Source organism: Blautia caecimuris (genome assembly GCF_024622975.1).
GTDB classification, from domain to species: Bacteria; Bacillota; Clostridia; order Lachnospirales; family Lachnospiraceae; genus Blautia_A; species Blautia_A caecimuris.
The window spans coordinates 126913-152237 of record NZ_JANJZT010000005.1 but is presented as its reverse complement, the minus strand read 5'-3'; the positions used below and the strand labels follow the sequence as shown (position 1 = coordinate 152237).

20 protein-coding genes, 1 tRNA gene and 1 other annotated feature are annotated in these 25325 nt (G+C 45.1%); of the genes, 18 read left to right on the top strand and 3 right to left on the bottom strand.

Annotated features, from left to right (window positions below; translation table 11 throughout):
- Positions 1-24 precede the first annotated feature (24 nt).
- Together NSA57_RS05310 and ppdK are read left to right on the top strand one after the other, a co-directional pair.
- A complete protein-coding gene (locus NSA57_RS05310) occupies positions 25-1275 on the top strand; it encodes a 6-phosphofructokinase (protein ID WP_022067625.1) in 1251 nt (416 codons plus the stop codon).
- A 152-nt stretch (positions 1276-1427) separates the two neighbouring features.
- Complete coding sequence (gene ppdK, locus NSA57_RS05305; protein WP_147600180.1) at positions 1428-4058, top strand: pyruvate, phosphate dikinase; 2631 nt, start codon at positions 1428-1430, stop codon at positions 4056-4058.
- Between the two features lie 424 nt (positions 4059-4482).
- Here ppdK and NSA57_RS05300 read toward each other — a convergent pair whose 3' ends face one another.
- Positions 4483-5553 carry a lactonase family protein gene (locus NSA57_RS05300; protein WP_173752172.1) on the bottom strand — a complete coding sequence of 357 codons (1071 nt, stop codon included), beginning with the start codon at positions 5551-5553 and terminating at the stop codon, positions 4483-4485.
- Positions 5554-5936: 383 nt separating this feature from the next.
- On the opposite strand from NSA57_RS05300, the gene NSA57_RS05295 reads away from it, so the two are divergent.
- From NSA57_RS05295 to deoD, 5 genes are all read left to right on the top strand, one after another.
- The gene (locus NSA57_RS05295) at positions 5937-6878 is read left to right on the top strand and encodes a magnesium transporter CorA family protein (protein ID WP_171026638.1); all 942 of its coding nucleotides are present in this window, start codon (positions 5937-5939) and stop codon (positions 6876-6878) included.
- Between the two features lie 39 nt (positions 6879-6917).
- Positions 6918-7772 carry a DUF1751 domain-containing protein gene (locus NSA57_RS05290; RefSeq protein ID WP_257464226.1) on the top strand — a complete coding sequence of 285 codons (855 nt, stop codon included), beginning with the start codon at positions 6918-6920 and terminating at the stop codon, positions 7770-7772.
- Positions 7773-7816: 44 nt separating this feature from the next.
- Positions 7817-9106 (top strand): diaminopimelate decarboxylase, encoded by a 1290-nt coding sequence (locus NSA57_RS05285; RefSeq protein ID WP_257464225.1) that lies wholly within the window; start codon positions 7817-7819, stop codon positions 9104-9106.
- 128 nt (positions 9107-9234) lie between these two features.
- On the top strand, positions 9235-10008 hold the full coding sequence (gene udp / locus NSA57_RS05280; protein WP_257464224.1) for a uridine phosphorylase: 774 nt from the start codon (positions 9235-9237) through the stop codon (positions 10006-10008).
- A 33-nt stretch (positions 10009-10041) separates the two neighbouring features.
- Entirely contained in the window at positions 10042-10746 is a 705-nt protein-coding gene (deoD, locus tag NSA57_RS05275; protein WP_257464223.1) for a purine-nucleoside phosphorylase, read from the top strand.
- A gap of 209 nt (positions 10747-10955) precedes the next feature.
- Here the strand turns inward: deoD and NSA57_RS05270 are convergent.
- Positions 10956-11037, bottom strand: a tRNA-Leu gene (locus tag NSA57_RS05270).
- Between the two features lie 357 nt (positions 11038-11394).
- Here NSA57_RS05270 and ftsH point away from each other — a divergent pair.
- From ftsH to NSA57_RS05220, 10 genes are all read left to right on the top strand, one after another.
- A complete protein-coding gene (gene ftsH / locus NSA57_RS05265) occupies positions 11395-13314 on the top strand; it encodes an ATP-dependent zinc metalloprotease FtsH (protein WP_257464222.1) in 1920 nt (639 codons plus the stop codon).
- A 93-nt stretch (positions 13315-13407) separates the two neighbouring features.
- Positions 13408-13782: a zf-HC2 domain-containing protein gene (locus NSA57_RS05260; protein ID WP_147600186.1), complete on the top strand. Its 375-nt coding sequence runs from the start codon at positions 13408-13410 to the stop codon at positions 13780-13782.
- Positions 13783-13808: 26 nt separating this feature from the next.
- Entirely contained in the window at positions 13809-16448 is a 2640-nt protein-coding gene (gene polA / locus NSA57_RS05255) for a DNA polymerase I (protein ID WP_257464221.1), read from the top strand.
- On the top strand, positions 16445-17050 hold the full coding sequence (coaE, locus tag NSA57_RS05250; RefSeq protein WP_306814040.1) for a dephospho-CoA kinase: 606 nt from the start codon (positions 16445-16447) through the stop codon (positions 17048-17050). The genes polA and coaE overlap by 4 nt, the downstream gene beginning before the upstream one ends.
- Positions 17047-17844 carry an MBL fold metallo-hydrolase gene (locus NSA57_RS05245; RefSeq protein WP_147600188.1) on the top strand — a complete coding sequence of 266 codons (798 nt, stop codon included), beginning with the start codon at positions 17047-17049 and terminating at the stop codon, positions 17842-17844. Before coaE ends, NSA57_RS05245 begins: the two co-directional genes overlap by 4 nt.
- Positions 17845-17857: 13 nt before the next feature.
- Positions 17858-18130: an ACT domain-containing protein gene (locus tag NSA57_RS05240; RefSeq protein WP_257464220.1), complete on the top strand. Its 273-nt coding sequence runs from the start codon at positions 17858-17860 to the stop codon at positions 18128-18130.
- 14 nt (positions 18131-18144) lie between these two features.
- Positions 18145-19509 (top strand): PFL family protein, encoded by a 1365-nt coding sequence (locus tag NSA57_RS05235; RefSeq protein ID WP_257464219.1) that lies wholly within the window; start codon positions 18145-18147, stop codon positions 19507-19509.
- A gap of 44 nt (positions 19510-19553) precedes the next feature.
- Positions 19554-19801 (top strand) — a binding site (T-box leader).
- A gap of 128 nt (positions 19802-19929) precedes the next feature.
- Positions 19930-20931, top strand: coding sequence for an ABC transporter substrate-binding protein (locus NSA57_RS05230; protein WP_257464218.1), 1002 nt, complete (start codon positions 19930-19932; stop codon positions 20929-20931).
- Between the two features lie 28 nt (positions 20932-20959).
- Positions 20960-21841 (top strand): ABC transporter permease, encoded by an 882-nt coding sequence (locus NSA57_RS05225; protein ID WP_147600191.1) that lies wholly within the window; start codon positions 20960-20962, stop codon positions 21839-21841.
- Entirely contained in the window at positions 21834-22607 is a 774-nt protein-coding gene (locus tag NSA57_RS05220; RefSeq protein ID WP_257464217.1) for an ABC transporter ATP-binding protein, read from the top strand. The genes NSA57_RS05225 and NSA57_RS05220 overlap by 8 nt, the downstream gene beginning before the upstream one ends.
- Before the next feature lie 95 nt (positions 22608-22702).
- Here the strand turns inward: NSA57_RS05220 and NSA57_RS05215 are convergent, their stop codons facing one another.
- The gene (locus NSA57_RS05215; protein WP_147600193.1) at positions 22703-23980 is read right to left on the bottom strand and encodes a nucleotidyltransferase; all 1278 of its coding nucleotides are present in this window, start codon (positions 23978-23980) and stop codon (positions 22703-22705) included.
- A gap of 262 nt (positions 23981-24242) precedes the next feature.
- On the opposite strand from NSA57_RS05215, the gene pta reads away from it, so the two are divergent.
- On the top strand, positions 24243-25250 hold the full coding sequence (gene pta / locus NSA57_RS05210; protein WP_022067645.1) for a phosphate acetyltransferase: 1008 nt from the start codon (positions 24243-24245) through the stop codon (positions 25248-25250).
- Positions 25251-25325 lie beyond the last annotated feature (75 nt).

Here is a 25325-nt window from a genome sequence, read left to right as displayed (position 1 = left end):
GTTGTTGTACAGGAGGAACAGAATATGGCAAAAAAAAGAAACATCATCGTAGGACAGTCAGGGGGACCCACCTCTGTAATTAATTCCAGTCTGGCAGGCGTTTATAAAAATGCCATTGAACGAGGCTTTGACAAGGTATACGGAATGCTTCACGGAGTACAGGGACTTCTGGATGAGCAGTATGTGGATCTGTCTACACAGATTCATTCGGAACTGGATATTGAGCTTCTGAAAAGAACACCGTCTGCATTTCTTGGTTCCTGCCGTTACAAGCTTCCGGAAATACATGAAGACAGAGATATTTATGAGAAACTGTTTGGAATTCTGAATAAGCTGAGTATTGATACGTTTATTTATATTGGCGGTAATGATTCCATGGATACCATTAAAAAGCTGTCGGATTATGCCATTCTTACCGGACAGAAGCAGAAATTTATCGGTGTGCCAAAAACAATTGACAATGATCTGGCTCTCACAGACCATACTCCGGGATTTGGCAGCGCAGCAAAATACATAGGAGCCTCCACAAAAGAGGTGATCCGCGATGCGGAAGGTCTGACCTACAAGAAAAAGATGATCACCATTATGGAGATCATGGGTCGAAACGCTGGCTGGCTTACCGGGGCGGCTGCTCTTGCAAAAACAGAGGACTGCGAAGGCCCGGATCTTATTTATCTTCCGGAAATTCCTTTTGATGTGGAGAAGTTCCTGGCAAAGGTCAAAGATCTGCTGACGAAAAAGGATTCTGTTGTCATTGCGGTGTCTGAAGGAATCAAGTTGGCTGACGGGCGTTATGTCTGCGAGCTGGGAAGCTCCAGCGATTACGTGGACAACTTCGGACATAAACAGCTTCAGGGAACTGCTGCGTATCTGGCAAACTTCCTGGCAGGAGAGTGCGGCTGCAAAACTAGAGCCGTAGAGTTCTCCACACTTCAGAGAAGCGCATCCCATATGGCTTCCCGGACAGATATTGACGAGGCGTTTATGGTGGGCGGCGCTGCAGTAAAGGCTGCTGACGAAGGAGATACCGGAAAAATGGTGGTCATCGACCGTGTTTCCGATGATCCGTATATGGCAAAAACAGGTATTTATGATGTGCACCGCATTGCCAATGAGGAAAAACTGGTTCCAAGAAACTGGATGACAAGAGACGGCTCTTACGTGACAGAGGACTTTATTGATTATATCAAACCGCTGATCCAGGGAGATTATCAGCCGATCATGGTGAACGGTCTTCCAAGACATCTTGTACTGAATATGAAGAAAAAACGCTGACATGATACGAGCGCAAGGGGGGAAATAATAGTTTTTCCCCCTTTTTTTGAGTTTGTCCTTGACTATTTGGGAAGAAATCTATACAATAACTATGTGCGTATAAAAACATATTTTTATGTTTAAAGAACAAAAATTTAGGAGGAAAATGTAAAATGGCAAAATGGGTTTACATGTTTACAGAAGGTAACGCTACTATGAGAAACCTTCTGGGTGGTAAAGGTGCCAACCTTGCTGAAATGACAAGCCTGGGTCTTCCTGTACCGCAGGGCTTCACAATCACAACAGAAGCCTGCACACAGTACTATGAAGACGGAAGACAGATCAACGATGAGATCATGGCTCAGATCATGGAAGCAATCACCAAAATGGAAGGAGTTACCGGAAAGAAATTCGGTGACAAAGAAAATCCTCTGCTTGTTTCCGTTCGTTCTGGTGCAAGAGCATCTATGCCAGGTATGATGGATACTATCCTGAACCTTGGTTTAAATGAAGAAGTTGTTCATACTTTAGCTGAAAAATCCAACAACCCACGTTGGGCTTGGGACTGCTACAGAAGATTCATCCAGATGTACTCTGACGTAGTTATGGAAGTTGGCAAGAAATATTTTGAAGAGCTGATTGACAAAATGAAAGAAGAGAAGGGCGTAACTCAGGACGTTGAGCTTACAGCTGAAGATCTTGAAACTCTTGCTAATCAGTTTAAGGCTGAATATAAAGAAAAAATCGGCGCTGATTTCCCGTCTGATCCGAAGGAGCAGTTAATGGGAGCTATCAAAGCTGTATTCCGTTCCTGGGACAACCCGAGAGCAAACGTATATCGTCGTGACAACGATATCCCATATTCCTGGGGTACTGCTGTAAACGTACAGATGATGGCATTCGGTAACATGGGCGATGACTGTGGTACAGGTGTTGCCTTCACACGTGACCCTGCTACAGGTGAGAACGGTCTGTTCGGTGAGTTCCTTACAAATGCTCAGGGTGAGGACGTTGTTGCCGGTGTTCGTACACCAATGCACATCTCCGAGATGGAAGAGAAATTCCCGGAAGCATTCGTAGAGTTCAAGAATGTATGCAATACTCTTGAGAAACACTACAGAGATATGCAGGATATGGAGTTTACTGTAGAGCATGGTAAACTGTATATGCTTCAGACACGTAACGGTAAGAGAACTGCTCAGGCTGCTCTGAAGATCGCTTGTGACCTTGTTGACGAGGGAATGAGAACAGAAGAAGAAGCTGTAGCAATGATCGATCCTCGTAACCTCGACACACTGCTTCATCCGCAGTTCGACGCTAAGGCTCTGAAAGAGGCTACTCCAATGGCAAAAGCACTTGGCGCTTCTCCGGGAGCTGCTTGCGGTAAGATCGTCTTCACAGCAGACGATGCTGTAGAGTGGGCTGCAAGAGGCGAGAAAGTTGTTCTTGTTCGTCTTGAGACTTCTCCGGAAGACATCACCGGTATGAAATCTGCTCAGGGTATCCTGACAGTTCGTGGCGGTATGACATCTCACGCAGCAGTTGTTGCTCGTGGTATGGGTACTTGCTGTGTATCCGGATGCGGCGAGATCGCTATGGATGAAGAGAATAAGAAATTTACACTTGCCGGCAAAGAGTTCCACGAAGGAGACAGCATCTCCCTTGACGGTTCCACAGGTAACATCTACGACGGAATCATCCCGACTGTAGACGCTACAATCGCTGGTGAGTTCGGAAGAATCATGGGATGGGCTGACAAATACAGAACACTCAAGGTTCGTACAAACGCTGATACTCCGGCTGACGCTAAAAAAGCTCGTGAGCTTGGCGCAGAAGGTATCGGTCTTTGCCGTACAGAGCATATGTTCTTCGAGGGCGACAGAATTGACGCTTTCCGTGAGATGATCTGCTCTGAGACAGTAGAAGAGAGAGAAGCAGCTCTTGAGAAGATCCTTCCGGAGCAGCAGGGAGACTTCGAGAAGCTGTATGAGGCTCTGGAAGGCAACCCGGTTACTATCCGTTTCCTGGATCCGCCGCTTCATGAGTTCGTTCCTACTACAGAGGAAGATATTAAGAAACTTGCTGACGCTCAGGGCAAAACTGTTGAGCAGATCAAGACTATCATTGATTCTCTCCATGAGTTCAACCCAATGATGGGTCATCGTGGATGCCGTCTTGCGGTTACTTATCCGGAAATCGCTAAGATGCAGACAAAAGCAGTTATCCGTGCAGCTATCAATGTTAAGAAAGCACACGCTGACTGGAATGTATGCCCAGAGATCATGATTCCGCTTGTAGGCGACATCAAAGAGCTTAAATATGTTAAGAAATTTGTTGTTGAGACAGCAGACGCTGAGATCGCAGCAGCAGGCGTTGATCTGAAATACGAAGTTGGTACAATGATTGAGATCCCGAGAGCAGCTCTTACTGCAGACGAGATCGCTAAAGAGGCTGACTTCTTCTGCTTCGGTACAAACGACCTTACACAGATGACATACGGATTCTCCCGTGATGACGCTGGTAAGTTCCTGGATGCATACTATGACGCTAAGATCTTCGAGAACGATCCATTCGCAAAACTCGACCAGATCGGTGTTGGCAAGCTTATGGAAATGTCCATTAAACTTGGAAAACCGGTTAACCCGAACCTTCACGTAGGTATCTGCGGCGAGCACGGCGGAGATCCGTCTTCCGTAGAGTTCTGCCATAAGATCGGCCTGAACTATGTATCCTGCTCACCGTTCCGTGTACCGATCGCTCGTCTGGCAGCAGCTCAGGCAGCTATCGCTGAGAAGAACGCGTAAGATAAATTTGTCACAGGGCAAAGCCATATATCCTGTTTTGGGGCAAAGCCCGTATCCTGGGAAATGGCTTTATCCTGTGTATACATGGGATGATTTTCTGAAGAATTCTGTCGGCTTCCGGCAGACGCTTCACGGGGAAGAATCCTGTGGCAATGCATGAGCTGATCGTGCATTGTGTGTCCAAGCAGAGTAATAAAAGGCTGTCAAATCAGACAGTATAAGATAAAGGCCTTGATCTTGCAGAGGTTTGCCTTTTGGGGCGTGATTTCTGCAGGTCAGGGTCTTTTTTTATTTCCTGTAAAAATCAAGGTTTTTCAGAGATGATGATTCCACTTGCAGGCAACATTAAAAAGCTTAAACATATATATCCGGGGCATAAAATATCCCCGTCTGCAAAAGCAAACGGGGATGAATGAGCTATGTTTTACTGTTCCTCCGGAACTGCCCAGATATGGATACTGTTAGGGGTTTCAATTTTATGAGGTCTGTCGTTCATGACAATAATATTTTTTTCATAATCAACGGTAAATACTGTGATGGTATTGCTTGCGTGATTGGCAATGGCAATATGACGGTTGTCTGGGAAGATTACCAGATCCTTGGGATAATCACCACTGATAGGAAGGGTGAATTTCTTTTCCAGAAAGCCTGTTTCCTGATCGATTTCATACATGGAAACCGTGTTTTCTCCTGCCGTTGTACAGAAAAGATGTTTTCCGTCAGGGGCCAGCGCAAGTCCGGAAGCGGCATTGTGGAAAGAATCCTGATCGTGTTCTTTGCTTAAAGTGGAAACACTCTGGAGAAGCTCAAACTCCGGAGTCAGACCGCTGCCGTCATAGCTGTACACTTTAACCTCATTGCTCAGCTCAAAAAGGATATAGGCGAATCGTCCGTCTTCACTGAAGCGGATGATTCTGGGACCGCTTTCCCTGGGACAGCGTAGAATGTCCACAAGCTCCAGTTTATGGCGTCTTTTGTTGATGCGGTAGACTTTTACCTGATCGATTCCGTTGTCTACTGCGCAGAGATATTTGTTGTCCGGCGTGGGACGGACACAGTTTACATGAGGGCGGAAATTACGTTCAGCTACGCTGCCCAGACCTTTGTGAAAAACTCCGTCCATAAGACTGCCTAAGCGGCCGTCCTGATGAGTATGTACCACAGTTACCTTTCCGTCGTGGTAGCCTGCCACATAAAGATATTTGCCGTCTACATCCGTGGAAAGGAAACAGCCTCTCATTCCATCGATATCTACGCTGTTGATTCTCTCCAGATCACCGTCTTTGTCGCGTCTGAATACAGCAACACCTTCATCTTCAATAGAATAGAGAAAAAGACCGTTCTTGGAGAGGGCTGTGTGAGAAGAATTCCTTACTTCTACTTCGCTCCGTTCTGTGAGAGTTCCTTTTTCCACATCTACATCATAAACCTGAAGCCCCTTGCTGGAGCCGTGAGTATAGGTTCCCACATACGCCACATATTTTTTATTTTCCATTTTGTTGCCTCCTGTTTTTATGTATGGCAGCCCTTCCGGGGGGTGTCATACGGAGATTTTATATCATACCAGTAAAAACATACGATTTTACGGCGCCTGACTGTTTTTACCCGAATGACGATGGCAGCTGCGCTGCCGGATTTCTGGAATTAATTATATCATAAAGATAATGTAAGAACAAGTTTGCGATAAGCACAAAAATGTACTTTCTTATGTACGAAATTCAGATTTTTTCAAATTGTAAATTTCCTGTTAATGAAAAGTCTTATGAATTGACAAAGAACCGTTCACAACTTATAATGTATACTGTATTTTTATATATGAGGGACTTTCAGACCAGATGGTCTGAATGGAAAAAAGAGAGTGGAAAGGGGAAAAGAATCGTGATTAGAATGTTTCGGACATCTGAAGGTGCTATTCATGAAATACAGGAACCGCAGGATGGCTGCTGGATCGCTCTTACGAATCCTACAGCAACGGAGATTTTTGAGATTTCGGAGCAGTTTCAGATTGAAGTAGACGATCTCAGAGCCCCTCTGGATGAGGAAGAGCGTTCCCGTATTGAAGTGGAAGATGATTACACGCTGATTCTGGTTGACGTGCCTATGATCGAGGAGAGAAATGATAAGGACTGGTACGGCACCATCCCTCTCGGTATTATAGTAACAGATAAAATGATTTTTACCATTTGTCTGGAGGATACACAGGTTCTTACAAGATTTATGGAAGGCCGTGTAAGAAACTTTTTTACCTATATGAAAACACGTTTTATCCTGCAGATACTGTACCGCAATGCCAGTATGTACCTGCGTTATCTTCGTATTATAGATAAAAAAAGTGAACAGGTGGAGGAAAAGCTTCATCTTTCTCCCAGAAATCAGGAACTGATCGAACTTCTGGAACTGGAAAAATCACTGGTATACTTTACCACTTCTCTGCGTTCTAATGAAGCAGTGCTGGAGAAGCTGATCAAGGTGGAGAGTATTAAAAAATATCCGGAGGATACGGAGCTTCTGGAGGATGTTATCATCGAAAATACTCAGGCGATTGAAATGGCCAATATTTACAGCGGCATTCTGAGAAGCATGATGGATGCATTTGCCTCTGTTATTTCAAACAACCTGAACGATGTGATGAAGATATTATCTGTGATCACAATCGTAATGAGTATTCCTACGATTATTTTCAGTGCTTACGGCATGAATCTTAACGCTGCCGGAATGCCGTTCTCCGGCACTCAGTGGGGATTCCTGATCGTTATTCTGATATCCATAGCACTCAGTGTGATCGCCGCAATTGTGCTGTCAAAAAAGAAATATTTTTAAAGCGCGGTCAATGAATAAAAAAGGAGATTGAGTGAGTTTATGAATTGGATTGATAAACTGGAACGAAAGTATGGAAGATACGGAATTCCGAACCTTACTATGTACATGGTGATTTGCTATGTGCTGGGATATCTTTTGATGTATATTAATCCCGGTATGCTGAGTATGCTCAGCCTGGAACCGGCCATGATCCTGAAAGGACAGATATGGAGACTTGTAACCTGGGTGATCTACCCGCCGCAGACAGGAAACTTCCTGTTGTTTGCAATTTCCATTTTCTTTTTCTATTATCCCATAGGAAGTTCTCTGGAGCGTACCTGGGGAACGTTCCGCTATAACCTGTATATTTTTTCAGGACTTTTATTTGTACTTGTAGCTTCATTTCTGACCTACTTTATTACAGGGAGAATGTATCTGGTAGGCGGTGTATTTACCACTTATTATGTCAGCATGTCTGTATTTCTTGCCTATGCTGCCTGCTATCCGAACATGCAGATCCTTCTGTGGTTCGTGATCCCCATTAAGATGAAGTGGATGGGATGGGTGTACGGAGCGATTATCCTGTATAACATTATCACTTATGTCAGAGTGGGAGCCTGGGTTATGACTGTGCCGATCATTGCTTCTTTCCTGAACTTTATCCTGTTTTTCTTTCCTGCTCTTAGCGGCAGCCGGTATAATCCGAAGGAAGTGAAGAGACGGAGAGAATTTCAGAAGGCTATGGCCCAGAGTCGTGTGAATCCTTCTACAGGAAGCGCGGCAAAACATAAATGTGCGATCTGCGGACGTACAGAATTAGATGATCCGAATCTTGAATTCCGGTTCTGTTCCAAATGCAATGGAAACTATGAATACTGCCAGGATCATCTGTTTACTCATCAGCATGTGAAGTAAACAAACGAGGAGATATTTAAGAGACAAACGAGGAGTTAATTATTATGAAAAAAAGACCATTTGTTACGCTGGAAAAATTAAAAGAAATTGAAGAGCAGTTTCCCACACCTTTTCATCTTTATGATGAAAAAGGAATCCGCGAAAATGCAAAGGCGCTGAAGGAAGCCTTTGACTGGAACAAAGGATTTAAGGAGTTTTTTGCGGTAAAAGCAACTCCTAATCCATATCTGATCCAGATCCTTCAGGAGTATGGCTGTGGCTGCGACTGTTCTTCCATGACAGAGCTTATGATGGCAAAGGCTCTTGGCTGCAGGGAAGGAGATATCATGTTTTCTTCCAATGACACACCGGAAGAGGAGTTTCGTTATGCGGATGAGATTGGCGGAATTATCAACTTGGACGATATCACTCACATTGATGCTGTGGAGCGTGCTGCAGGAAGAATTCCAAAAACCATCAGCTGTCGTTACAATCCGGGCGGTGTGTTCAAGATCAGCAATGATATTATGGATAATCCCGGGGATTCCAAGTATGGAATGACAACAGATCAGATTTTTGAGGCATTCCGTATTCTGAAAGAAAAAGGCGCGGAGAATTTTGGTATTCATGCGTTTCTTGCCAGCAATACTGTAACAAATGAGTATTACCCAATGCTTGCAAAGGTTATGTTTGAGCTTGCAGTGAAGCTTCAGAAGGAAACCGGCGCGCACATCAGTTTTATTAATCTTTCCGGCGGTATCGGTATTCCATACAGCCCGGATCAGAAGCCGAATGATATCCGCGTGATCGGAGAGGGTGTGCGTAAAGTCTATGAAGAGGTTCTTGTTCCGGCAGGAATGGGAGATGTTGCTATTTATACGGAGCTGGGCCGTTTTATGATGGGACCTTACGGCTGCCTTGTTACAAAAGCAATCCACGAAAAACACACTCATAAGGAGTATATCGGAGTGGATGCCTGTGCGGTAAACCTGATGCGTCCTGCCATGTACGGAGCCTATCATCACATTACGGTTATGGGCAAGGAGGATCAGCCCTGTGACCATCTTTATGATGTGACAGGATCACTCTGCGAGAATAATGACAAATTTGCCATTGACCGATATCTGCCGCAGGTGGACAAGGGAGACCTTCTTGTGATCCACGATACCGGTGCTCACGGTTTTGCAATGGGCTATAATTATAACGGAAAACTGAAATCAGCAGAAATTCTTCTTCATGAGGACGGAAGCTTTGAGATGATCCGAAGAGCAGAAACTGCAAAGGATTATTTTGCCACCTTCGACTGCTTTCCGATTTATGAAAAGCTTCTCGAAGATGCAGACAGACTGAAATAAAAATAAAGGGAGACCGGGCAGATGCCAGGTCTTCTTTTGCTTTCTGGCAGCTTTTTTTGTTTTGAAAAAACGAAGTTTTGGACAGAATAAAAAGAGCAAACTGCCGGATATAAGTAAGGAGGGATTTTATGGTATATTCAACAGATGGAAAAGCCTACCATATCCAGGTGGCTGCAGGAGAAATCGGAAGGTATGTGATCCTGCCGGGAGATCCGGGACGTTGCGCTTCCATAGCGAAGTATTTTGATGATCCGGTTTTGATCGCAGATAACAGAGAGTTTGTTACTTATACGGGATATCTGGACGGAGAAAAAGTCAGCGTTACTTCCACCGGAATCGGAGGGCCTTCTGCTGCCATTGCAATGGAGGAACTGGTGGAGTGCGGAGCAGATACTTTTATCAGAGTAGGTACCTGCGGCGGAATGGAGTTGACAGTCAAAGGCGGCGATATTGTAGTCGCTACCGGAGCTGTACGTATGGAAGGAACCAGCAAAGAATATGCGCCCATTGAATTTCCGGCAGTACCGGATTTTCATGTGACAAATGCGCTGGCCTCTGCTGCAGAAGAGCTTGGCTGTACGTTTCACACAGGGGTGGTACAGAGTAAGGATTCTTTTTACGGACAACATTCTCCGGAGATAAAGCCTGTCAGTTATGAGCTGCAGAACAAATGGGAGGCATGGCTGCGGCTGGGATGCCTTGCCTCAGAAATGGAATCAGCTGCGCTTTTTATAGTTGCAAATTATCTTAGGGTTCGCTGTGGAGCAGCTTTTCTGGCTCTGGGAAATCAGGAGAGGGCAAAGAGGGGAATGGATAATCCTCTGATTTATGACACGGATATGGCTGTGAGAGTCGGAATCCGGGCGATCCGGCAGCTGATCCGGGAAGACCACCGAAAATAAGCATATGATTTATATAAAAAAGGAGGGATAGCTATGAGTATACCAACACCGCATAATGCCGCGCAAAAAGGAGATATTGCCAGGAGAGTTCTGATGCCGGGAGATCCTTTGCGGGCAAAATATATTGCAGAAACTTATTTGGAAGATCCGGTCTGCTTTAATACAGTGAGAAACATGCTGGGCTATACAGGAACTTATCATGGACAGGAGATTTCTGTTATGGGAGCCGGAATGGGAATGCCTTCCATGGGTATTTACAGCTATGAGCTGTTTCATTTTTATGATGTAGATGAGATCATTCGCATTGGGTCCGCAGGAGCCCTTCAGGATCATGTGAATGTAAGAGATGTGGTTCTGGCTATTGGCGCCTGTACAGATTCCTCCTATGCTCATCAGTACTGTCTTCCGGGAACTTTTGCGCCTACGGCAGACTACGGGCTTCTGGATAAAGCAGTAAAAAAAGCACATGAATTAAAGATTCCTGTCCATGTGGGAAACGTGCTGTCCTCAGATCTGTTTTATAATGAAGATCCGGCTGCTGCTCCGGCATGGAGAAGCATGGGGGTATTATGTACGGAAATGGAATGCGCGGCTCTTTATATGAATGCTGCAAGAGCAGGAAAGAAAGCTCTGGCTATTCTGACGATTTCCGATCATATTTTTAAAAAGGAGGCGCTTTCTGCTCAGGAGAGACAGACTTCCTTTTCTCAGATGATGGAGATTGCCCTGGGAATCTGAAGGGAAACAGATGGGGACAGGAAGAAAAATCCAGTTTTGTGTTTGGAAGAAAAACAGTCATGAAAAAATAAGCTTCTGAAAACAGAGGAAGCCATTGCTGTAATAACAAGATTGCTGCTGTGGTGAGGATTGAAACTGTTTCAGTACAGAATCAACGAAAAAGAGAACGTACATTTCGAAAATGAAATATACGTTCTCTTTTTATCAAATGCCGCTGGCCGGACTCGAACCGGCACGGTGTTACCCGCTTGATTTTGAGTCAAGTGCGTCTGCCAATTCCGCCACAGCGGCACATGAACCGATAATTATATTAACACAAAAGACAGAATTCTGCAAGAAAAATTTTAAAGATGCCGTCCTTTAAATGAGGTCCTTTAAATGACACACCGGTTACCCGGGGTGGTATAAACGGAGTGGACAGCAACATAAACGGCAGATTGGCAGTTAAATACCGGAAAAGCAGTTTGCAGAGGCTATCCTGCACATCCCAAACTCTTTTTATGAAAAATTAATAATATTTCACAGGAAGTACATTGAAATCAGACGGAAAAGGTGGTATGTTACATCAGGTAAATAACTTTGCACATATTGGGAGATACTGATAAGTGATTCCGATATGATGTAACGGGGATGGAGGATAGACAATATATGAATTTAGGCGACAAAAAACCTGGTAAAACGCCTACCAAGAGACCTCTTTATGTATATTATATTATTGTAGGTGTTATTATCGTTCTTCTGAACATTCTGGTTGTACCGGCGATTCAGGAAAGAAGTATCGAAAAAACAGATTATTCCACTTTTATTAAAAGTGTGGAAAAGGGCAATGTAACCCGGGCGACTATTGAAGAGGGCTACATTTATTATGAGGTAAAATCTCCGAAAACAGGAAATACACTGACCTGCAAGACTGTTCAGATGGATGATCCGGATCTTGTAAACCGTCTGTTGGATGCAGACGTTGTAATGGATGAAGTACTTCCGGAAAGCCCGTCCATTTTCTTTACTCTGATCTTAAGCTATGTGATTCCTATTGGGATTTTTATTTTCCTGGGACGCTGGCTCAGCAGGAAAATGATGTCTTCCATGGGAAACGGCGGTCCTGGAGGAGCTATGTCCTTTGGAAAAAGTAATGCCAAGGTATATGTAAAATCTTCTACTGGAATCAAGTTTTCTGATGTTGCAGGAGAGGATGAGGCAAAGGAGCTGCTGACAGAAATCGTGGATTATCTGCACAATCCTCAGAAATATACGGAAATTGGCGCATCTATGCCCAAAGGCGCTCTTCTTGTAGGCCCTCCTGGAACAGGAAAGACTCTTCTTGCAAAAGCAGTTGCAGGAGAGGCGGAGGTTCCGTTCTTTTCTATTTCCGGTTCTGAGTTTGTGGAAATGTTTGTAGGTATGGGTGCGGCCAAGGTCCGCGATCTATTTAAGCAGGCCAATGAAAAGGCTCCCTGTATTGTATTTATCGATGAGATTGATACCATTGGTAAAAAACGTGACGGTGCAGGTTTTTCGGGCGGAAATGATGAGCGTGAGCAGACTCTTAACCAGCTTCTCACAGAGATGGATGGCTTTGACGGTTCTAAAGGTGTGGTGATTCTGGCTGCAACCAACAGACCGGATTCTCTTGACCCGGCTCTTCTCCGTCCGGGGCGTTTTGACAGAAGAATCCCGGTGGAGCTTCCTGATCTTCAGGGAAGAGAAGAGATTCTTAAGGTTCATGCGAAAAAGATTAAAATTGCAGATACGGTCCGTTTTGACGAGATCGCAAAGGCTGCTGCCGGCGCTTCCGGCGCAGAGCTTGCAAACATTGTCAATGAGGCGGCTCTTCGTGCTGTCCGGGACGGACGTAAGTTTGCCACTCAGGCAGATTTTGAGGAGAGTATTGAGGTTGTCATTGCCGGATATCAGAAGAAAAACCGTGTGCTTTCCAATAAGGAAAAGCTGATTGTTTCTTATCATGAGATTGGTCATGCTCTTGTGGCGGCAAAACAGACAGAGTCTGCGCCTGTCCATAAGATTACAATTATTCCACGTACTTCAGGGGCCCTTGGATATACCATGCAGGTAGATGAAAAGGAACACTTTCTGATGTCAAAGGAGGAGCTGGAAAATAAGATCGCCACATTTACCGGCGGACGTGCTGCAGAGGAGCTGATTTTCCATACCATTACCACAGGCGCTTCCAATGATATTGAACAGGCCACAAAAATTGCAAGAGGCATGATCTCCCAGTTTGGGATGAGCGAGGATTTTGATATGGTTGCCATGCAGAATGTAAGCAACCAGTATCTTGGCGGAGACGCAACCCTTGCCTGCTCCTTTGAGACCCAGACACTAATCGATAAAAAAGTGGTAGAGCTTGTAAAGACTCAGCATGATAAGGCTCTGAAGATTCTTCAGGACAATATTGGAAAGCTCCACGAGCTGGCCCAGTATCTGTATGAGCATGAAACCATTACCGGAGAGGAATTTATGCAGATTCTGAACACCCCTGTTCCTGCTGTGGAAACAAATGCTGCTCCGGAAAATACACAGACCATAATACCTGAAATAACAGAATAATAATACCAAGAGAAGAAGGTGATTCCAGCGAAATGCGTTGAGAATCACCTTTTTTTATGGTATGATATCAGAAGCGGACAGGAGGGATTTTAGATGATCAGAAGAGGACAGATATCTGAGCTGGACTGCCGTACTGCAGAAAGTATGGTGGCGCGGTACATGAACCATACCCTGAAAACAGATGAAATGGAAGAATTTCTGGATCATATTGAACACTGCCCTTCCTGTTATGACGAGCTGGAGACTTATTTTATAGTCAACAAAGTAACCCAGCAGCTGGATGAACAGGAGGACGGTTCTGTACTGGATTTTCAGAAGCTTCTGGAACAGGATATCCGCAGGGCCAGAAGAAATATCCATAAGAGAAGGGGAATACAGTTTGCCGGAGGAATCCTTACAGTGATTCTGACCGTAGTGCTGGTTGTATTCTTTATTTTCATATTTTTTGAAATAAAACATTTCTGGTAAAAAGACAATCTCAGGAGGACAGCAGTTTGAGTGAAAAAATTTTACTGATCGACGGGCACAGCATTTTAAACCGTGCCTTTTACGGACTTCCCGATCTGACAAATTCAGAGGGAAAACATACGGGAGCAGTGTACGGGTTTCTGAATATTATGTTTCGTATACTGGAAGAAGAAAAGCCGGATTATCTGACAGTGGCATTTGACCTGCATGAGCCTACATTCAGACATAAGCTTTATGATGCGTACAAGGGTACCAGGAAGGGAATGCCGCCGGAGCTGGTAGAGCAGGTTCCTCTGATGAGAGAAATGCTCACTGCCATGGGGATAAAAACTGTTTCCATGCCAGGCTATGAGGCAGATGACCTTTTGGGAACCCTTGCCAGAAAAAGTGAACAGAAGGGCATGGAGGTAACAATTTTATCCGGTGACAGGGATCTTCTTCAGCTTGCTACGGATAAAGTGATGATCCGCCTTCCAAAAACCTCAAAGGGCAAAACCACCATAGAGAATTTTCACACGGCAGAGGTACTGGAAAAATATCAGGTAACGCCGCCTCAGATCATTGAACTGAAGGCGCTGATGGGGGATTCTTCAGACAATATCCCGGGGATTCCGGGTGTGGGGGAAAAAACTGCCACAAAGATCATTGCCCAGTTTGGCTCAATAGAAAACGCCCATGAGCACCTGGAAGAAATAAAACCCAATAAGGCCAAAGAATCGATGAGAGAACACTACGATCTGGCTGTTTTAAGCAAAACTCTGGCAACCATCAATACAGAAAGCCCTCTTGAATACTCTTATGAAGAGGCGCGCCTTGGAAATCTTTATACACAGCAGGCCTATGAGCTATGCAGAAGACTGGAGTTTAAAAATCTTCTGGGCAGATTTGACGCGGAGGCGGTACCGGAAAATACCATAGAGCAGAATTTCTTTGTGTGCAGTGAGCTTTCGGGCGTGGAAGCTCTGTTTGAAAAAGCTGCGCGTAATTCTATGGCAGGAATTGCGCTGATTGCAGACAAAAACAATGTATATGGCCTTGGAATTGCGCTGGAAAAAGAAGAAGTATATTATATTCCTGCAGAAGGGCTTCTGTCAGGAGAATATCTTTGTGAAAAGCTGAGAAAACTGGGAGAAGCCACAGTGATCAGCGCCATGGATATTAAAATGCTTTTAAAGCACGTGGAATCTCTGGAACCGGAACGGGTATTTGATCTTGGAATCGGGGCTTATCTTCTGAATCCTCTGAAATCCTCTTATACTTACGAGGACATTGCCAGAGAGTATATCGGAGGAATCAGTATTCCATCCAGGGAAGAGCTTCTTGGAAAAGATACGTATGAAAAAGCCTGGGAAAAATCTTCCGAAAATCTGGGAATCTGTGCCTGTTATCAGGCGTTTACTGCCTATGCTGCCAGGGAGAAAACAGAGGCAGAGCTTAAGGAAACAGGAATGTGGCAGGTTTATACGGACATTGAACTTCCTCTTGTATTTACTCTGGATTCCATGGAAAAATGCGGAATCTGCGTAAAAGGAGAGGAACTGAAAGCATATGGCGAAAGACTCAGCGTCCGGATCCGTGAGCTGGAAAAGCTGATCTACGAAAAGGCGGGAGAGGAATTTAATATTAACTCTCCGAAGCAGCTTGGAGTAATACTTTTTGAAAAAATGGGGATTTCGGGAGGAAGAAAGACAAAAACCGGATATTCCACAGCGGCAGATATTCTGGAAAAACTGGCTCCGGAGCAGCCTGTTGTAAATGATATTCTTGAATATCGGCAGCTTACAAAGCTGAAATCCACCTATGCAGACGGCCTTGGCGCAGTAATTGAAGAAGACGGAAGGATCCATTCTACTTTTAATCAGACGATCACTGCCACAGGACGCATCAGCAGCACAGAACCGAACCTTCAGAATATTCCGGTTCGCATGGAGCTGGGAAGACTGATCCGAAAGGTATTTGTACCTGAGGACGGGTGTGTGTTCCTTGACGCAGACTATTCTCAGATCGAGCTTCGTGTGCTGGCTCATATGTCCGGGGATGAAAAGCTGATCCAGGCTTACCGTGAGGCGGAGGATATTCACAGGCTGACCGCTTCTCAGGTATTCCATGTTCCCTATGATGAGGTAACCGATTTACAGAGAAGAAATGCAAAGGCGGTAAACTTTGGAATTGTATATGGGATCAGCTCCTTTGGGCTCAGCCAGGATTTAAGTATTACAAGAAAAGAAGCGGCAGAATATATAGAGAAATATTTTGAGACCTACCCCAGCATTAAAGTTTTTCTCGACCGGATGGTTGATGAAGGAAAAGAAAAGGGATATGTTTCTACCATGTTTGGCAGGAGGCGGCCCATTCCGGAGCTGAAATCAGGAAACTTTATGCAGAGATCCTTCGGGGAACGGGTGGCTATGAATTCTCCGATTCAGGGAACAGCGGCAGATATCATTAAAATTGCCATGAACCGCGTGTATGAAAGAATGCTCCGGGAAGGACTTCAGTCCAGACTGGTGCTTCAGGTTCATGATGAACTGCTGATCGAGACAAAAAAAGATGAGGTGGAGGCAGTGTCCAGAATACTGGAAGAGGAAATGAAAGGAGCTGCCCGGCTTGCTGTGGAGCTTGAGATCGACATGCATCAGGGCGAAAGCTGGTACGAGGCAAAATGACAGATCAGACGATGAAGATTATTGGTATCACCGGCGGTGTGGGAGCCGGCAAAAGCACAGTTTTGAACTACCTGGAAAAGCATTTGTCTGCCTGTGTCATACAGGCGGACCAGGTAGGTCATCAGGTTATGGAACCCGGCGAACGCTGCTATGCTCAGGTGATCAGTTTATTTGGAAAAAATATTGTAAAAAATGATAATACCATTGACCGTAAGGCGGTATCGGATGTAGTATTCTGTAATGAGCAAATGCGCTGCAGACTGAATGAGATCATTCATCCGGCGGTTAAGGCTTTTATTCTGGAGAGAATAGAGGAAGAGCAGAAAAATGGCCGCGGTCTTTTTGTGGTGGAGGCCGCGCTTCTTCTTGAAGATCATTATGATACGATCTGCCATAAAATCTGGTATATCCATACCGATCAGGAAATACGGATACAGCGCCTTATGGAAAGCAGAGGCTACAGCCGCCAGAAGGCAGAGAGCATTATTGCAAGTCAGGCGTCAGAGGCTTATTTTCGTTCACATGCAGATTATGTGGTGACAAATAACGGCCTTTTGGACGAGACGTACAGACAGATAGATGAAGGGATAAAGAAACTATGAGATTTTGCAGTATAGCCAGCGGAAGCAGCGGGAACTGTATTTATGTGGGCTCGGAATGCGCCCATGTTCTGGTAGATATAGGAATCAGCGGCAAAAAAATGGAACAGGGTCTGAACAGCCTGGATCTGACAGGCCGTGATATTGACGGTATTCTGATCACTCACGAGCATTCAGATCACATCAAAGGTCTGGGAGTGATCGCCAGAAAATACGGCATTCCTATTTATGCTACAGGAGGAACCGTAGACGCCATGCTTCGGTGCGGCTCCCTTGGAAAAATACCGGAGGGGATTTTCCGGGAAATCCGGGAGGATCAGGCATTTGAGATCAAGGATTTGCGGATCAATCCGTTTACCATTCCACATGATGCGGCCCAGCCGGTAGGTTATCGCCTGGAATGTGGGGAAAGCTCTGTGGGCATTGCTACGGACCTTGGAAAATATAATGACTATATTATTGAAAATCTTCAGAATCTGGATGCAATTCTTCTGGAGGCCAACCATGATATCCGGATGCTTCAGGTGGGAAAATACCCCTATTATCTGAAACAGAGGATTCTGGGAGACAGAGGACATCTGTCCAATGAAAATGCAGGAAGGCTTCTCTGCAGGCTTCTTCATGACAATATGAAAGCTGTTTTTCTGGGACATTTAAGCAGGGAAAACAATTATGAAGAGCTTGCCTATGAAACCGTATGTTCAGAGGTAACACTGGGAGACAACCCTTATAAATCAAAGGATTTTAAAATTCAGGTAGCGAAGCGGGATTTTGTTTCCGAAGCAGTTACCATATAGAAAGGACAAAGCCATGAAAAAAACAATTATCACAGTAGTAGGAAATGACGGAGTAGGCATCATTGCCAGAGTATGTACATATCTGGCAGAGCATCAGGTGAATATCCTTGATATCACACAGACTATTGTTCAGGGTTATTTTAATATGATGATGGTAACAGATACCAGCGCGTGTCAGAAAGATACCGCGGCTCTTGCAGAAGAGCTTACAGCTCTGGGAGATGAGCTTGGCGTAGTGATCCACTGCCAGCACGAGGATATTTTCAACAAAATGCACAGAATTTAAGGAGACACCTACTTATGATTAATATGTTTGAAGTAAATGAGACCAATAAGATGATCGAACAGGAGAACCTTGACGTTCGTACCATCACTATGGGAATCAGCCTTCTGGATTGCATTGACAGCGATCTTGATAAGGTAAATGAAAATATTTATAAGAAAATCACAGAATATGCAAAGGATCTTGTAGAAACAGGAAATAAAATCGCCACAGAATATGGGATCCCCATTGTCAACAAGCGTATTTCCGTTACTCCGATCGCGCTGGTAGGCGGCGCTGCCTGCCATACCAGCCAGGACTTTGTGACCATTGCAAAAACACTGGACAGAGCTGCCAAGACTGTAGGCGTTAATTTTATCGGAGGCTATTCTGCGCTTGTAAGCAAGGGAATGACTCCGGCAGAAGAGCTTCTTATCCACTCAATCCCTCAGGCTCTGGCAGAGACAGAGCGTGTGTGCAGTTCTGTAAACGTAGGTTCCACAAAAACAGGAATCAACATGAATGCAGTAAAGCTTATGGGCGAGATCGTGCTGGAAACAGCGCAGGCAAGCAAGGAGCAGGATTCCCTTGGCTGCGCGAAACTGGTGGTATTCTGCAATGCTCCGGATGACAATCCTTTCATGGCAGGTGCTTTCCACGGAGTAACAGAAGCAGACTGTATCATCAATGTTGGCGTCAGCGGCCCGGGTGTTGTAAAAACAGCCCTTCAGAAGGTTCGCGGAGAGGATTTTGAAACTCTGTGTGAAATGATCAAGAGAACTGCATTTAAGGTTACCCGTGTGGGACAGCTGGTAGCCCAGGAAGCATCCAGACGTCTGGGAGTACCTTTTGGAATCGTGGATCTTTCTCTTGCGCCCACACCGGCTATTGGCGACAGCGTTGCAGAGATTCTGGAAGAGATCGGACTTGAGCGTGTAGGCGCTCCAGGAACCACAGCGGCTCTTGCTCTTTTAAATGACCAGGTAAAAAAAGGCGGAGTTATGGCATCTACAGCAGTGGGCGGTTTAAGCGGCGCTTTTATTCCGGTCAGTGAAGACCAGGGAATGATCGACGCGGTCAACCTTGGCGCTCTTTCTCTGGAAAAACTTGAGGCAATGACCTGTGTCTGCTCTGTAGGACTTGATATGATCGCAATCCCCGGAGATACAAAAGCATCTACCATTTCCGGAATCATTGCAGATGAAGCCGCTATTGGTATGGTAAACCAGAAAACAACAGCAGTACGTGTGATTCCGGTAATCGGAAAAGGCGTCGGAGAGACTGTTGAATTTGGAGGCCTTCTGGGATACGCTCCGATCATGCCGGTAAACCAGTTCTCCTGTCAGGCATTTGTTGACCGCGGCGGAAGAATTCCGGCGCCGATCCACAGCTTTAAAAATTAAAAACAGGGTTGACAACAGCAGTTTGATGTGGTAAAGTAATAACATCAAAACCGATGAGGAAGAGAAGTAAACATTTATGCATCATTCCAGAGAGCAGACGTTGGTGGAAGTCTGTATGAGGCTGATTGTTGAATGGCCTTCCGAGGGCAGTCCGAAATCTCTGTGTAGAGAGTAGGCACTGACGGGAACCGAACCCGTTACCAATCAGGAGTGTATGTTTGTACATGAGAAAGTGGACATTTTGTCAATTTGAGTGGTACCGCGATAATAAGAAATTATTACCGTCTCAAGCATTAGCTTGGGGCGGTTTTTTGTTTCAAAGGACAGGTATCACAGCTTTCTTTCTCGCAGACAGGATGCCGGAGGCTGGCATATACTTCCGGTAAAGCAAAAAGAATCGTAGAGAGAGGAGAAAACAACATGAAAACAAAAACAACAGCAAAGGTATTAGGAGCAGCATTACTGACAATGACACTGGCAGGAACAGCAACGGTTTATGCGGAAGAAGAGTATACTATTGGGATCGAGCAGTTTGCAGAGCATGGATCTCTGGACAACTGCAGAGAAGGCTTTCTGGAAGGACTGAAAGAGGAAGGCATTGAAGAGGGCAAAAATCTTACCGTAGAATATAAGAATGCAGCAGCAGATATGGGAACCTGCGGACAGATTTCTGACGGGTTTGCAGCGGATAAAGTGGATCTTATGGTGGGAATTGCCACTCCAAGCGCCCAGAGTCTTTATAATGCAGCAATGGACGCAGGTATTCCGGTTATTTATACAGCAGTTACAGATCCTCTGGCAGCAGAGCTTGCCGACGACGAGGGAAACCCTGTAGGTGAGATCACAGGAACAAGCGATAAGCTTCCGGTAAAGCAGCAGCTTGAAATGATCCGCCAGATGCTTCCGGAAGCAGAGACCATTGGAATCATGTATACCACAAGCGAGGCGAATTCTGAAGCGGCAGTAAAGGAATATGAGGAGCTTGCCGGAGAATATGATTTTAAGATCGAGACAGCGGGAATTGCAACAACCGCGGATATTCCACTGGCTGCGCAGTCGCTTCTGGAAAAGGTTGACTGTATGACAAACCTTACAGACAATACTGTTGTTTCATCCCTTCCCACAATCCTTGAAATGGCAAATGAGAAAAAAATCCCGGTATTCGGAAGCGAGATCGAACAGGTAAAACTGGGCTGCCTTGCAGCAGAGGGACTTGATTATATTGAACTTGGAAAACAGACCGGAAAAATGGCTGCTCAGGTATTAAAGGGTGAGAAAAAAGCCTCTGAGCTTCCTTTTGAAACGATCGAAGAGGCATCTCTGTATGTGAATACTGCGGCGGCAGAAAAGCTGGAGATCGAGATTCCGGAGGAAATGACTGAGACGGCAGCAGAGGTTTTTGAAGAAATTACAGAAGCGTAACAAAGATTTTTATGGAGGTTGAAAGGCCATGGATTTTATTATCACGATCATTGAGCAGGGACTGATCTACGGTATTCTTGCTCTGGGTGTTTATATCACATATAAAATACTGGATTTTCCGGATCTGACTACAGACGGAAGCTTTCCCCTGGGGGCTGCAGTAACCGCAGCTTTGATCGCAAAGGGCGTAAATCCCTATGTGACCCTTCCGGCTGCTTTTGCAGCAGGGGCGCTGGCCGGAGCATGTACAGGACTGATCCATGTAAAGGGAAAGGTCCGGGATCTTTTATCCGGTATTATCATGATGACCGCGCTGTGGACCATTAACCTCCGTATAGCAGGAAGCTCCAATGTCCCTCTGTTTTCCAAAGAAACTATTTTTAAAAACAGCTTTCTGGAAAATCTTTTTCCGGAGGCTGTGAAGCCTTATGCCACACTGATCGTGATCGTGATTCTTGCGCTGATCACAAAGCTGGTACTTGACTTTTATATGAAAAGCAAATCGGGCTTTCTTTTAAGAGCAGTAGGCGACAATGAAAAGCTGGTGACTTCCCTTGCAAAGGATCAGGGAAATGTAAAAATCCTGGGTCTTGCTATTGCAAACGGACTGATCGCTCTGGCCGGATGTATTTTCTGTCAGGAGGAAAGAGTGTTTGAGATTTCCATGGGAACCGGCGCGGTGGTCATAGGCCTTGCCAGTGTTATTATTGGAACCAGCCTGTTCCGGAAGCTGACCTTTATCAGAGCAACTGCGGCTGTGATTCTTGGTTCTGTTCTTTACAAGGCATGTACTGCTGTTGCAATGAGAAATTTTGAACCCCAGGATATGAAGCTTATTACAGCAGCGCTGTTTCTGATCGTGCTTCTGATCAGCATGGAAAGAAAGAAAAAGGTGAAGATCGATGCTTGAGTTAAAAAACATTTATAAATATTACAATCCGGGAACAGTCAATGAAATGTGCCTGTTCAAAGGCTTTAACCTTACAGTTAAGGATGGAGAGTTTCTTTCTGTGGTGGGCAGCAACGGTTCGGGAAAAACTTCCATGCTGAATATTATCTGCGGCAGTATTCCGGTAGAGTCAGGGAATATCCTTCTGGACGGCAGGGATATTACAAATGCAAAAGAGTTTAAAAGAAACGAAAAGATCGGCCGTGTGTACCAGAATCCGTCTCTTGGAACCTGTCCGTCCATGACCATTCTGGAAAACATGTCTCTGGCAGACAATAAAGGAAAACGCTTTGGACTTGGAAGAGGCGTGAATAAACACAGAGTTGAATATTATCGGGAGCTTCTGAGACCTCTGAATCTGGGACTGGAAGATAAAATGCATGTAAAAGTGGGCTCTCTTTCCGGGGGACAGCGTCAGGCAATGGCTCTTCTCATGTCAACGATGACGCCTATTGAATTTCTGATCCTTGATGAACATACAGCAGCTCTGGATCCAAAAACAGCAGAGATTATTATGGAGCTTACGGACAAAATTGTAAAAGAAAAACATCTGACAACGATCATGGTTACTCATAATCTCCGGTATGCGGTAGATTATGGAAGCCGGCTTCTGATGATGCATCAGGGAAAAAGTGTGATCGATTGCGCAGGTGAGGAAAAGGCTGCCATGAGTATTGATGACATTCTTGAGAAGTTTAATGAGATCAGCATTGAGTGTGGAAACTGAGATAAATCAGAGAATATGAAAAAGCACCGGGACTCAGGAAAGACTTACAGGTTTCTGAAGGGGAAAACGACATTTTTCGTTTTCCCCTTTGAAATTTAGGGAATCAGAATCATCTGTTTCTGGTATTCGTGAACAAAGGCCCGTCCTGTCTTATGACAGATCAGGCTTTCATATATGTTGGAGGCTGCGGTATTGGTATCCAGCAGTTTTTTTTTATCCGCAGTAAATGTTTTCGCTGACGAAGAGGGCTTGGTCACTAGGGGAATGGTTCCTCTTTTTTTTATTTCTTTTAAAAGAGGGGAAGCGCTTTTTCTGAATCCCAGAACCCTGCCGAAGGAAAGCTCTTTAGGGGTTTCTCTGATCTGAAGAAGAATGTGCAGAAGAGCCCTCTGGATTCTTGTATGTGTCAGTTCCTTTGTTTTCAGAAGTTCTGTAAACTGACAAAAGCCTCTGTAATCATTCAGGCAGTTGATGATCCGCGCTGCAAGGTCAGGAGAAACGTCTGCATATTTACTGAGTTCTTCTGATGTTTGTCCTGTAAGACAGTAGTGCAGAATCAGGTCAAGGTCGTTTTCTGTAAGAAATTCCTGTCTGGAAAATGCATTTTTCAGAAGCTGAAGGGAGGCAGCGGGAAGCATGTTTTCCAGAGCAGAAAAATCTTTAACACTGTCGGATGAAGGAGTCCGGCCGCTCTGTTCTGAAAGAAAAGCACGGACTGCAGAGGCAGAAGGAGCCTGATTGTTTTTTAATGCAAGGTCATGATACCCGGAGCCTTCCCGCTTCAGTGTCGCTGGCTTGATGGAGCTGTGAAGTCTGAGAAGGGCGCGGCAGTATTCGATTCCCAGAATATTATTGGGAGAAGAGAGAAGGGTGTCCGAAAATGCGGACAGATTTTTTTCGCCCAAAGAATGTAACGTGCAAAGATACCTGCCGAGAGCCTGGCTTCTGGCTGCGGGAAAGGACATTCCCTGCTTCAGGCTGTTTTTCAGAAGATCACGGAAGCCTTGCGGCTCCTCGTTTAAAATACGGGCGGCCAGCTGCATTCCCTCCACAGTCCCCTCTTCGCTTCCGAAACATAACTGATCCACGACTCCTAATCCGTTAAGAAGAGAAACAGCTCCCCCTGCAAAAAATTCCGCACTGGCAGAAGAAACCTGTACAGGCAGTTCCAGTACGAGATCCGCGCCGCACAGAAGGGCGGCCTCGGCCCGTGTATATTTAGAGAGAAGGGCAGGGGTTCCCCGCTGAACAAAATCTCCGCTCATGGCAACAATGATATAATCAGAGTTCAGTTTTTCCCTTACATAAGTGATCTGGTGCAGATGACCCAGATGAAAGGGATTATATTCTGCAATGATTCCCGTAACGTTCATATGATTTCTCCGGTTTTCTGAAATATTGAGGATTTTATTTTAGCACAGATTTTCCATTGAAACAAACGAAACAGCTTCTGTTTGGACAAAACATTCAGAAACGAAAAATTGCACCTTAAAAAATACCTTCTGATTATGAATTATCAGTGGGAAATGCTTGAAATAAGCAATACCAGGGGGTATAATAAACTTATCTGTGAGATGCTTACAGAAGCGTCTCATCGGGCCGTCAGGCCAAATAATGAAAGGAGCCATTTTAATCATGGGATTTGTTGAAGTGCTCAAAAAAAGAGCAAAAGAAAACATTAAAACAATTGTACTGCCAGAGACAGAGGATATGAGAACTCTTGAGGCAACTGACAAGATTCTGAAAGAGGGCGTTGCCAAGATCGTCCTGATCGGTAATGAGGAGACTATTAAGGCAAAAGCAGCAGAAGGCGGATTCGACATCTCCGGAGCTACTATTGTTGATCCGGAAACTTCTGACAGAACTCAGGCTTACATTGACAAATTTGTTGAGCTGAGAGCAAAAAAAGGCATGACACCGGAGAAGGCAAAAGAGATTCTTCACACACAGTATCCATACTACGGTGTTATGATGGTTAAGATGGGCGACGCAGACGGAATGGTATCCGGTGCATGCCATTCTACAGCAGATACACTTCGTCCGTGTCTGCAGATCCTGAAAACAAAACCGGGAACCAAGCTGGTATCTGCTTTCTTCCTGATGGTAGTTCCGAACTGTGAGTACGGCGCAAACGGCGCATTTGTATTTGCTGACTCCGGTCTGAACCAGAATCCTACACCGGAAGAGCTTTCTGCAATCGCGGCTTCTTCTGCAGAATCTTTCCAGCTTCTGGTACAGGAAGAGCCGATCGTTGCCATGCTTTCACACTCCACAAAGGGCAGCGCAAAGCATGCAGATGTAGACAAAATGGTAGAGGCTACCAGAATCGCAAAAGAAGAGCATCCGGAACTGAAACTGGATGGAGAATTCCAGCTTGACGCAGCTATCGTTCCAAGCGTAGGCGCTTCCAAGGCTCCAGGCAGCGAAGTTGCAGGAAAAGCAAACGTTCTGATCTTCCCGGATCTGGATGCAGGAAACATCGGATACAAGCTTGCTCAGCGTCTTGCTAAAGCTGAAGCTTACGGACCTGTTACCCAGGGTATCGCAAAACCGGTAAATGACCTTTCCAGAGGATGCTCAGCAGACGATATCGTTGGTGTTGTAGCAATTACTGCTGTACAGTGCCAGGCAGAAGACAAATAAAACTTCTTCCGGTGCATGCAGTCCTGTCGAGGCTGTTTTTGATTATGGATCGTAGTACATACAAAGAATAGGAGA